Here is a 10,750-nt window from a genome sequence, read left to right on the forward strand (position 1 = left end):
GCTTATATCTAAAATAAGGATGGATTCTATGAAGCTTTATGACGCCATAATAGGAGTAGTGGAAAAATATATTGCTCCCATTGCAGCGAAAGTGGGTAATCAACCACATGTTCGGGCCATGCGTGACGGGTTTATCGTTGCCATGCCGTTTATCATTGTTGGTAGTTTTATTCTGATTTTCGCTTTTCCGCCATTTGGTGAAGAGACCCAAAATGCTTTTGGGCGTCTTTGGGTTGATTTTGCGACCACACACTTCGACACCATCATGATGCCGTTCAATATGTCGATGGGCATTATGACCATATTTGTCTCGCTCGGTGTGGCCTACAGTTTGGCGAAAGCTTACAAAATGGATGGTATCACCAGTGCGGTACTGTCCTTGATGAGTTTTCTGTTGGTGGCTGCCCCTGCCACGGACGGCACGCTTTCGATGTCGCACATGGGGGGCACAGGCATCTTTACCGCGGTAATGTGTGCCTTTTTCTCTGTTGAACTGTATCGATTAATGAAAAAGTACAACATTACCATCCGGATGCCAGAGCAGGTTCCACCCGCCATTGCTCGCTCGTTTGAAGTGCTGTTACCCGTGCTGGCGATCTTTGTCACTTTGTATCCGCTCAGCTTATTCGTGCAAACACAATACGACATGTTGATCCCGGATGCAGTAATGGCGATGTTCAAACCGCTGATCAGCGCCTCTAATACCTTACCTGCCATCATTGGGGCTTTGTTGTTGTGTCAGTTGTTGTGGTTTGCCGGCATACATGGCGCTGCGATTGTGGTGGGGCTACTGTCACCCATTTTCCTGACCAACATCAGCGCCAACATTGAGGCATTTGTTGCTGGAGACACTGTACCGAATGTCTTTACCCAACCATTCTGGGATTTCTACATCTTTATCGGTGGCTCAGGGGCAACCTTGGCGCTGGTACTGCTGATGTCCTTCAGCCGTTCGGTGCACCTGAAAAGTATTGGCCGTATGAGTGCTGTGCCCGGGTTCTTCCAAATCAATGAACCAGTGATTTTTGGCAGTCCGGTAGTGATGAATCCTATTTTGTTTATTCCTTTTGTGTTCGCTCCTGTGGTGAACGCGACGATTGCGTATTTTGCTATTCAGCTGGGTTTTGTTGGCATGGGCGTGGCAACGACTCCCTGGACGACGCCAGCACTGATCGGCGCCTCATGGGGCAGTGGTTGGACACTCTCACCAGTGTTGCTGGTGATCGGCTTACTGATCCTGGATCTGTTTATCTATCTACCATTTTTCAAAATGTTCGAAAAACAGATGCTTGAGCAAGAACAGCCCTCAGAGCCGCAGGACAATGCGCAGCCTCAGCCAGCCAGCGTTGGCGCAACCGCTTAATCAATTTATCCGGGCCGCCGTGCAGGGGGGGCCCGTTATCGGGAGAAATACAATGGAACAAGAATTGGTTGTGATGGAAATTATTTGCAATGCCGGTGAAGCTCGCAGTCTGAGCTATGAGGCATTACGACTGTCAAGAGAGAAAGCTTTTGCGGAGGCGGAGGCAAAATTGGCTCAGGCCAAAGAGTGCCTGAACAAAGCGCATTTGATCCAGACTCAGTTGATTGAAGCGGATCAAGGTGAGGGAAAAGTGCCGATGACCTTGGTGATGGTACACGCTCAGGATCACCTCATGACCACCATTCTGGCTCAGGAATTGGCGACCGAGATGGTGGCCCTGCACAAACAACTGGCGCAATAAGGAGGAGTTATGCCGAGAGATGCTTTGAAACTGGCCATTATTGGTGGCGGCAGCAGCTACACGCCAGAGCTGGTTGAGGGGGTGCTCAAACGCCTTGAATACCTGCCGATAAAACAGCTGCATTTTGTCGACATCGAATCTGGAGCCGACAAACTGGAGATCATTCGCAGTCTGGCGCAGCGTATGGTTGACAAAGTCGGTGCTGAGATCGAAATCAAGGCTGGATTTGATCGTCGGGAAGCGATTCGGGGAGCGGATTTTGTGATGACTCAGTTTCGTGTCGGAGGGTTAACCGCACGGGCGAACGATGAACGCATCCCTTTGAAATATGATGTCATTGGTCAGGAGACGACCGGGCCGGGTGGTTTTGCCAAAGCCCTGCGCACGATTCCTGTCGTGCTGGATATTTGTCGGGATATTGAAGAGCTGGCACCGGACGCCTGGATGCTCAACTTTACTAATCCGGCGGGGCTGGTGTCTGAAGCGGTCAGCAAGTACACCAAGGTGAAAAGCATTGGACTGTGTAATGTGCCCGTCTCAATGGAGATGATGATCGCCGAAATGATGGAGTGTGAGCCTGCGGAACTGCAGCTCGAATTTGCTGGTTTGAACCATCTGGTGTGGGTACATAATGCCTGGTTACGTGGGCGCAATGTTACTCAACAGGTTTTGGCCAAAGTGGGGGATGGCGCCAACTTCAGCATGAAGAACATTTTTGAAGAGCCTTGGGATCCAGATTTTCTCAACGCACTTGGGGCGATCCCTTGCCCATACCACCGTTATTTCTATCAGACCGATGCGATGTTGGCAGAGGAAAAACAGACGGCCAGTGAGCAAGGCACCCGTGCAGAACAAGTCATGGCGACCGAACAGGCACTGTTTAAACTTTATCAGGATCCTCATTTAGATCATAAACCTAAGGAGCTGGAAGAGCGTGGAGGTGCATACTATTCTGATGCTTCTTTGAATTTGGTCGATGCAATCTACAATAACCGTAACACTATCCATGTGGTCAATGTTTTGAATAATGGCGCTATCAAAGGACTGGCGAACGATGCGGTGATTGAGTGCAGCGCGGTGGTTGGCAATTGGGGCGCGAAGCCACTGGCGGTTGGTGAACTGTCACCCAAAATCAGCGGATTGTTGCATCAAGTGAAAGCGTACGAGCAACTGGCGATTGAGGCCGCAGTACACGGTGATTACGATCAGGCCTTGATGGCACTGGCAAACAATCCATTGGTGCCGGACATTCAGCGTGCCAAACTGATCTTGAATGATATCTTGGACGTCAACGCCAGTTATCTGCCTCAGTTTCGTTGATGCGGCGTGTAACAAGAGAGTGGACCGATGAAAGTTATTTTTAACGCTGACGATTTTGGTTTGACGCCTGGCGTGAATGCCGGGATCGCCAGAGCACATCGCCAGGGGGTGGTGAAATCGACCACCATGATGGTCGGAATGGCGGCTGAAGCCGATGCATTAGCGCTGGCTGCCGAGTTACCTGAGTTGAAAATCGGATTGCATTTGAGGTTCACGGCGGGGGCTCCATTAACGGGGCACCCGAGCTTGACGTCAGATGGCCATCATTGTCTGACTTATGCGGATTTTTGGCGTAAACAGGATTTTGATCCTTTGGTGGTCTATCAGGAGTGCCGCGCTCAAGTGGAGTATTTTTTACGTCTCGGGCTGCCGCTCAGTCATATCGATAGTCATCACCATGTGCATCGCCATCCTCAGTTGTTCGATGTAGTAAAAGAAGTGGCAAGCGAGTTTCGGGTTCCAATGCGTGAAGTGGGGCTGGTGGGCGCCGCTGCGCCCCTTCGCTACCATTTCAGCGATCGTTTTTATGATCACGGGGTGAGCATGGACGCTCTGACCACGCATTTGCATGCGATGAGGGCGGATTGTGATGTGTTGGAAGTGATGTGTCATCCGGCCGAGGTGGATCATTGGTTAGCGCAAAACAGTGGCTATACGCATCAGCGAGAGCAAGAGCTGCAGCTTCTCACCTCAGCGCAATTGATGGACTGGTTAGTGCAACATGATATCAGAGTCACGGATTATTCAGAGCTTGGTTCTGCCTCTTAGGCGCTCTGTGTATGATTAGACTGCCAGTTGCGCCCCCGGGTTAGTCACCTTTTGCATCCGGCAGTCCCTTTTTCTTAACCAATGAGATTTCTCAGCAGTCAGAAGACAAATATGGCCAGAATTAAAGATGTAGCAGAGCTTGCGGGCGTCAATCGTTCGACTGTGTCACGGATCATCAACGGAGAAGGCAAGTTTCGTGAAGAAACGCGCCGTAAAGTTGAACAGGCGATGGCGGAGCTCAATTATAGGCCGAGCGCCATTGCCCGCTCTCTGGCGACAGCTTCGAGTAACATGATGGGGTTGCTGGTCACGTATTACACCGGGGGCTTCTTTGGTGAAATGATGGAGCAGGTGCAAACGGAGCTGGATTCTCATCACAAGTTTTTGATCACGGCGCAGGGACACCACAGCGCAGAAGGCGAGCGTGAGGCCATTCAGCGTTTTCGTGATTTACGCTGTGATGGATACGTACTGCATAGCCGCTATTTGTCTGACGACGATCTCCGGGCCTTGGCGCAACAACCAACGCCGTTTGTGCTGCTCGATCGCTATGTCGAGGGATTGGAATCACGCTGTATTACCTTTGATCACCGTCAGGCCAGTCGCCTTGCCGTTGAACACTTGATTCAGCAGGGGCATTGTCGTATCGCTTGTATTACCGGGCCATTGCAACGGCAAAACAGTATGTTGAGAAAACAAGGTTATCTCGACGCAATGCAAAGCGCAGGATTGACGCCAGATGAGTCGTGGTGTGAAGAAGGCAACTACGGCCGAAAAAGTGGCTATGAAGCCATGAAAGTATTACTCCATCGCCATGCCGACATGACGGCAGTGTTTTCCTGTAGCGAGGAGATGACCGTCGGGGCTATGCAGTGTCTTCAACAGTTCGCGATTCCGGTGCCAGAGCAGATTTCCCTGACCAGTTTTGACAGCGTGGACGTCTGCGATGGCTTATATCCGACAGTATCAGCGGTACATTTTCCGATCAGTGATATGGCCCGTGCAGCCGTTCAGGTATTGATGGGGCTGGTTCAAGCCAACGGTGCGCCTGAAATGCCACATTTTCAGGCGCAGTTGATCAAACGTCATGCGGACAGAGCCCTTTAGTGGTATCGGCTCTTGAAAGATGAAAGACTTGCCAGAGATCAGTCTTTCATACTCAGAATTAACACAGCAGCAAGGGCCAGAAAGCCACTCATGATCAGAAACACGTCATTGTATGCCATGATGGCGGCTTCACGCTGCATGGTCACGGCCAGAGTGGATTGCGCTTGCATCAGTGCTGTCGCGCTGTCACTCCCCGACTGTATAAAGAAGCTTTGTTGCTGCTGCAGAGTTTGCCAGCCTTGAGTGCTGACCAGCGGCAGGGACTCTTTGATGTGTGCCAGATGCTCTCGGGTTTTGTTGTCCAGCAGGGTGGCAATCACGGCGATGCTAAAGGCCCCGCCTAGGTTGCGCATCACATTGGTCAGAGTGGAGGCGTCGGGGGTATCGGGTGGGCGGATGTTCTTCATGGCCACCAGTGATAACGGCACCATAATGAACGGGCTGCCGATGGCCCTCAGAATCATCGATAAAATCAGCTGATGCCCGCCAAAATCGATGGTCATGTGCGTGTTCACGAAACAGCTCAGTCCGAACATCAGAAACCCGAACGTCACCAGCCAAGTGGGTTTAATCATGCGGGTCAGTTTCGGCACCAGTGGGAAAATCAACAGTTGAGGAAAGCCCATCCACATCAGAACTTCACCAATCTCCATTGCGTTGTATTGTTGTATCTGAGTCAGGTAAAGTGGCAAAACGTAAATTGACCCCAGCAGCGCCATACCGAGGATCATGTACGCGATGCACGACATGGCGAACTGCGGATCACGCAGCAGTCGCAAGTTCACCAGTGGCCTTTTATGCTGCAGTTCATTAATGACGAAGTAAACCAGGCTGACGGCGGAGACAATGCTCAACAGCACGATGAATTCAGAGCTGAACCATTCCTCGCGATTCCCTTCTTCCAGCACCACTTCCAGGCACCCCAGACCCAGCGCCATGGTGGCAATTCCAAACCAGTCCGCCCGTTTTAAATGCGTCAGCTCTATGGGTGCATCGTCCAGCCCGTAGCGGATCATCGAGATCACCAGCAGCGCCGGTGGGATATTGATGTAAAAAATATAGTGCCAGGAAAGGTTCTCGGTCAGCCACCCGCCCAATGTGGGTCCGATGGATGGCGCAAACGTCGCGGTTACCCCAAACAATGCCATACCGATAGCGCGTTTGCTGACGGGCAACAGCTGAATCACCAAGGAAAACGCCAGCGGGATTAAGGCGCCGCCGCTAAAGCCCTGCATTGCCCGGAATACAATCATCGATGTCATGTTCCACGACAACGAGCACAGAAAGGACGACAGGGTAAAAATCGTGGTGGTCCAGGTCAGATAGCGGCGGGTGCCCAGTGCTTTTGACAACCAGCCACTGAGTGGAATCGCAATCATCTCTGCCACCAGATACGACGTTGAGATCCACGAACTTTCATCGAGTGTGGCCGAGAGCGCGCCTTGAATGTCTTTTAGCGATGAGTTTGTGATCTGAATGTCGAGGATCGCCATAAATGCACCGACCAGACCACCAATAAGAGCAATCCAGTGGCGTTGTGGCACGCTCTGCTCTTGATGGTCTGCCGGTATTGATGCGGTACTGGCCATATGCTTAATCCCGGGTATCAACCGTAGCGATCACGGATAGCCCTGGTAACAGGCGGCCAGCAAGCGATTTTTGATCGGGTATCAGTATTTTAACCGGGACACGCTGGACAATTTTTGTGAAGTTGCCGGTGGCGTTTTCAGGTGGCAACAGCGCAAACTTGGCACCAGTCGCCGGAGAAAAGCTATCGACGATCCCGTCCAGTGTCTGGCCAGGGAAAGCATCCAGCTCGACCCGGACTTTTTGTCCTTGGTGGATCCCGGCCAGTTGAGTTTCTTTGAAGTTGGCTTCGATCCAAACCTGGCTGGTCGGGACCAGGCTCATCAGCGGCATGCCGGTTTGCACCAGCATACCAACTCGTGCGGCTCGTTTGCCGACGATGCCATCCACCGGCGCATAAATTTTTGTGTATTCCAGATTGAGTTTGGCCTGTTCCACCTGAGCCTCGGCTTCTGCAACGGCGGCTTTCGCTTGTTGGGTTTGACTGTCGAGCACCGACAGTTGCTCCAGTGACGCCTGATGGGTAGCTCGTGCTTCATTCAGTGCTGCCCGGGTCACTTTCTGGTGTGACAACATGCTGTCGAGTTCATCTTGCGATGAATAGTTTTTCTGCAGCAGACGGCGTGTGCGGTCGACTTGTTGGCCTGCACGGTCATATTCGGCTTGCTTCGATGCGATTTGACTTTCCGCCTGCCTGATTTGGCTTTGCTGCAGGATACGCTGTGCTGTGAGATTACCGATATTGGCTTTATTGACAGCTAATTGAGCGTTGGCTTGAGCCAGTGCCGCAATAAAATCACGATCATCGATGTCTGCCAGCAGAGTGCCTGCGGTTACATACTGATTGTCGCTGACGTATGAGTGAACAATATAACCGGCCACTTTGGGACTGATGGTAGTGATGTCGCCCTGCAGGTAGGCATTGTCGGTGGATTCAAAATACTGGCCATAACCATACCAGTAAACAGCGCCGGACACGCCGAGTACGAGCATCACTAATGTGGCGATCAGTGGGGCTTTCTTTTTCCCTTTGACGGGGAGAGCAACGTCGTCGTTTGCACGGTTGGCGTGGGGCTCTGACATCTTAACCTCGATGGATTCGTTTCGTCGATGAATGGTTGCTAAGTGTAACGGATGCGGATTGGTTGATAAGATAGGAAAAACAAGAAACACTGTTGCAAAAATTTTACTAATCTAAGGAGCAAGGCTGGTGGACTTAAATGCGATTGTGGTGTTTACGCAGATTGTGGATGGCGGCAGCTTCACTCAGGCTGCTCAGGCATTGGATATGACTAAGTCAACGGTCAGTCGCAAGCTGGCTGAGCTGGAAAAACATCTGGGGGTGAGGTTGGTCACCCGGTCAACTCGCAACCTGGTATTAACCGAAGAGGGAGAACATTTTTACCAATCGTGCACTCAAATGCTGGAGATGCTCGATCAGGCTGAACTTGAGCTGACGGCCAATCAAGACATGGTCCGGGGGCGGTTGAATGTCGTGATGCCAGTGGAACTCGGGCATGAGGTACTCTGTGCCCATATTAATGCGTTTTTGTCCGAACACCCGAATGTCACAGTGAACTTGGAAATGAGTAACCGCGAAGTCGACCTCATCGCTGAAGGCATCGATGTGTACGCGCAAGTGGGGGAGTTGAGTGATTCGAGTTTAATCTCACGCCGGATCAGCAGTTCGCCGCGAGTGCTGGTGGCGAGCCCTGGCTATTTGAGGAAACACGGTCAAATTAATGCGCCGGCTGATTTGAAAGCGCCACATAAAATGGTCAAATTGCATAATCCGGCGGTGAAGCTGCCTCCCTGGCAGTTAAAAACCGCTAATCAGGCCCCGGTATCCATTGAGTTACCGTATCAACTGAGGGTGAATACCATTACGTCCTGCCTGAAAGGGTGCCTGAGCGATCTGGGTATCGCGGTGTTACCCGAGTTTATCTGCCGCGAGTATTTTGCCTCGGGCCAACTGGTTCAGTTATTGCCCGAATGGGAAATGACGGACGTTCCCATCAGTTTGGTCTACGCCAATCGTCAATTGATGCCTAAACGGCTGAGCGTGTTTATTGAGTTCCTGCTGGGCCGTTTCGGTCAGCAATTCAGGCCGTTTCCTCGTTAAGTTGTACCGCAACGCGTGCCGACCCGATTTCGTCTATCTTGTAGGTATAGAGTGAAAGGAGGTGGTTATGTTAACGGTCACGCCCTATCTGTTTTTTGCCGGACACTGCGAAGAAGCCTTGAGTTACTATCAACACTGCTTTGATGGCCATGTCGTATTGAAGAAATATTTTCGCGATGCACCAGAGCAGATAGAAGGTGTCAATCCCGATTGGGTGATGCATGCGGAGTTTCAGGCACACGGTATGACGGTGATGCTGTCCGATGGATTGGCTGCCCGGGAGTTAGGGGGAAACAACATTGCGCTGTCGGTCGTGATTGATGAGTTGAGTGTACAAGAGCAGATTTTTAACCGTTTGGCGGCAGAAGGGCATGTCATGATGCCGTTGGCAGAAAGTTTTTGGGGCGCACGGTTTGGTAAGGTGGAAGATAAGTTTGGTGTGCGGTGGATGCTGCATGCGGGCATGAGTCGTTAATTCGCCCCGGGGTCTGGCGAGTGTCTCACTCCGTCGTTTCACTAATGAATTTATGATTTTAATACACTAAACTGATGTTTCGAGCGACTCGTTTGTTGAATAGTAGTGATAAGCCGTGGCAACCATAAAAATAACTGTTGACCGAATTCAGCCCGGGCTGCATATCCGTCTCCCAGTGAAGTGGAATGAGCATCCCTTCTTATTTAATAGCTTCAAAATCAAATCGGATGAACAAATTCAGGTCATTCGCCACCTGGACATCAAATACGTCTATATAGATCTCAGCCAGAGTGATACTCAGCCGTTATCGGCAAATGTGCTGGCGGACAAACATCAAGATGAGAAAGAAGACGCGCAGAGCGTCGATATCGAAGCGCAAAAGTTATGGCAGGAAAAGCAGCATCGAATTGAAAAGCTCAGCGCCTACCGTCGGCGGGTTATTCAATGTGAAAAGGAATTTGAGCGCTCTTTGGCCAGAATGCGTTCGGTCATGAACAAAATCCGCAATCGACCTGAGCAGGCGGTCAGCGAAGCGACCTCGCTGGTAGAAGATATTGTCGATAAGCTTTTAAGTGATGATAACGTCACTTTGCACTTGATGAACGGTAAGACGGAATTTGAAGATATTTACTTCCATTCGCTAAACGTTTCAGTGATCGCTATGATGATCGGTCAGGCCAAAGGCTACAACGCCCAGCAATTGAGAGAGTTGGCTTTTGCCGCGTTATTTCATGATATGGGGAAAGTCAAAATTCCAACTGCAATCTTGCGTAAGCAAACGCCGTTGACGGACCCGGAAGTGAACTATCTTAAACTGCATACCAAGTACGGTGTGGAGTTAGCCGATAAAATAGACGGCTTTCCTGACAGTGCACGTATCGTGATTGCGCAGCATCATGAATTCAATGATGGGTCCGGTTATCCGGAAGGCTTGAGCGGTGATGAGATTGACGAATTTACTCAGGTCATTGCCGTCGCCAATGCGTTTGACAACATGTGCCATGCCAATAACACCAACGAGCAAAAAATTCCGTATGTCGCTTTGTCTCATCTTTATAAGCATTGTAAGCATCTATATAACAGTGAAAACCTCAGCATTCTGGTTAAGTTTATGGGGGTCTATCCGCCAGGAACTGTAGTTCAGCTTTCTAATGAGATGATTGGCCTGGTGATTTCTGTCAATGCTCGGAGCATCTTATACCCTAATGTGTTGGTATACGATCCATCGGTACCACGCACTCAGGCACCGATCATTGATCTGAAAGAGAAGGACATCAGTATTGTGAGTGCTATCTTACCTGCCAAATTGCCGGATAAAGTTCGCGAGTACTTAAATCCGCGCTCACGGATTTCATACTTTTTTGATAGTGACGACTAGTTATCCACAGTTTTTTGTGGGTAAGTTATGGAAATCGTGGCGATAAAATGGGTGTAAATAAAGGGTTGATTGAAAGCTGTTCAGTTGACTCTTTTTTTATGAAAAAAACGGATTTTCCTCTTGCCTTCATTCTCCATCTCTCTATAATGCGCATCCACTGACACGGCAGACGCCACAAGGCTTCAGCGGTATCAGCGAGGTGAAAAACTTCTCCGAAAAGAAATTTGAAAAAGTGTTTGACTCTTCAAATTATCTCGCTAGAATGCACC

At 50.4% G+C, this 10,750-nt stretch carries 10 protein-coding genes; 8 read left to right on the forward strand and 2 right to left on the reverse strand.

Annotated elements, in window-relative coordinates; translation table 11 throughout:
• Positions 1-28: 28 nt before the first annotated feature.
• From CAG64_RS22475 to CAG64_RS22495, 5 genes are all read left to right on the forward strand, one after another.
• Complete coding sequence (locus CAG64_RS22475) at positions 29-1,363, forward strand: PTS sugar transporter subunit IIC (protein WP_161458010.1); 1,335 nt, start codon at positions 29-31, stop codon at positions 1,361-1,363.
• A 52-nt stretch (positions 1,364-1,415) separates the two neighbouring features.
• Positions 1,416-1,724 carry a PTS lactose/cellobiose transporter subunit IIA gene (locus tag CAG64_RS22480; protein WP_021706797.1) on the forward strand — a complete coding sequence of 103 codons (309 nt, stop codon included), beginning with the start codon at positions 1,416-1,418 and terminating at the stop codon, positions 1,722-1,724.
• 9 nt (positions 1,725-1,733) lie between these two features.
• Entirely contained in the window at positions 1,734-3,044 is a 1,311-nt protein-coding gene (locus CAG64_RS22485) for a 6-phospho-beta-glucosidase (RefSeq protein ID WP_161458011.1), read from the forward strand.
• Between the two features lie 27 nt (positions 3,045-3,071).
• Complete coding sequence (gene chbG, locus CAG64_RS22490) at positions 3,072-3,812, forward strand: chitin disaccharide deacetylase (protein WP_161452003.1); 741 nt, start codon at positions 3,072-3,074, stop codon at positions 3,810-3,812.
• Between the two features lie 111 nt (positions 3,813-3,923).
• Positions 3,924-4,919 (forward strand): LacI family DNA-binding transcriptional regulator, encoded by a 996-nt coding sequence (locus tag CAG64_RS22495; protein WP_161458012.1) that lies wholly within the window; start codon positions 3,924-3,926, stop codon positions 4,917-4,919.
• A 38-nt stretch (positions 4,920-4,957) separates the two neighbouring features.
• Here the strand turns inward: CAG64_RS22495 and CAG64_RS22500 are convergent, their stop codons facing one another.
• Both CAG64_RS22500 and CAG64_RS22505 read right to left on the reverse strand, forming a co-directional pair.
• Positions 4,958-6,508 carry a DHA2 family efflux MFS transporter permease subunit gene (locus CAG64_RS22500; protein WP_161458013.1) on the reverse strand — a complete coding sequence of 517 codons (1,551 nt, stop codon included), beginning with the start codon at positions 6,506-6,508 and terminating at the stop codon, positions 4,958-4,960.
• Between the two features lie 4 nt (positions 6,509-6,512).
• Complete coding sequence (locus CAG64_RS22505; RefSeq protein WP_021706792.1) at positions 6,513-7,589, reverse strand: HlyD family secretion protein; 1,077 nt, start codon at positions 7,587-7,589, stop codon at positions 6,513-6,515.
• A 127-nt stretch (positions 7,590-7,716) separates the two neighbouring features.
• Between CAG64_RS22505 and CAG64_RS22510 the strand changes: the two genes are divergently transcribed.
• From CAG64_RS22510 to CAG64_RS22520, 3 genes are all read left to right on the forward strand, one after another.
• A complete protein-coding gene (locus tag CAG64_RS22510; RefSeq protein WP_161451997.1) occupies positions 7,717-8,628 on the forward strand; it encodes a LysR substrate-binding domain-containing protein in 912 nt (303 codons plus the stop codon).
• A 67-nt stretch (positions 8,629-8,695) separates the two neighbouring features.
• On the forward strand, positions 8,696-9,103 hold the full coding sequence (locus CAG64_RS22515) for a VOC family protein (protein ID WP_161451995.1): 408 nt from the start codon (positions 8,696-8,698) through the stop codon (positions 9,101-9,103).
• A gap of 115 nt (positions 9,104-9,218) precedes the next feature.
• Positions 9,219-10,481 carry a DUF3391 domain-containing protein gene (locus CAG64_RS22520; RefSeq protein WP_161458014.1) on the forward strand — a complete coding sequence of 421 codons (1,263 nt, stop codon included), beginning with the start codon at positions 9,219-9,221 and terminating at the stop codon, positions 10,479-10,481.
• Positions 10,482-10,750 lie beyond the last annotated feature (269 nt).

The organism is Vibrio sp. V38_P2S17PM301 (assembly GCF_009904845.1).
Taxonomy (GTDB): domain Bacteria; phylum Pseudomonadota; class Gammaproteobacteria; order Enterobacterales; family Vibrionaceae; genus Vibrio; species Vibrio proteolyticus.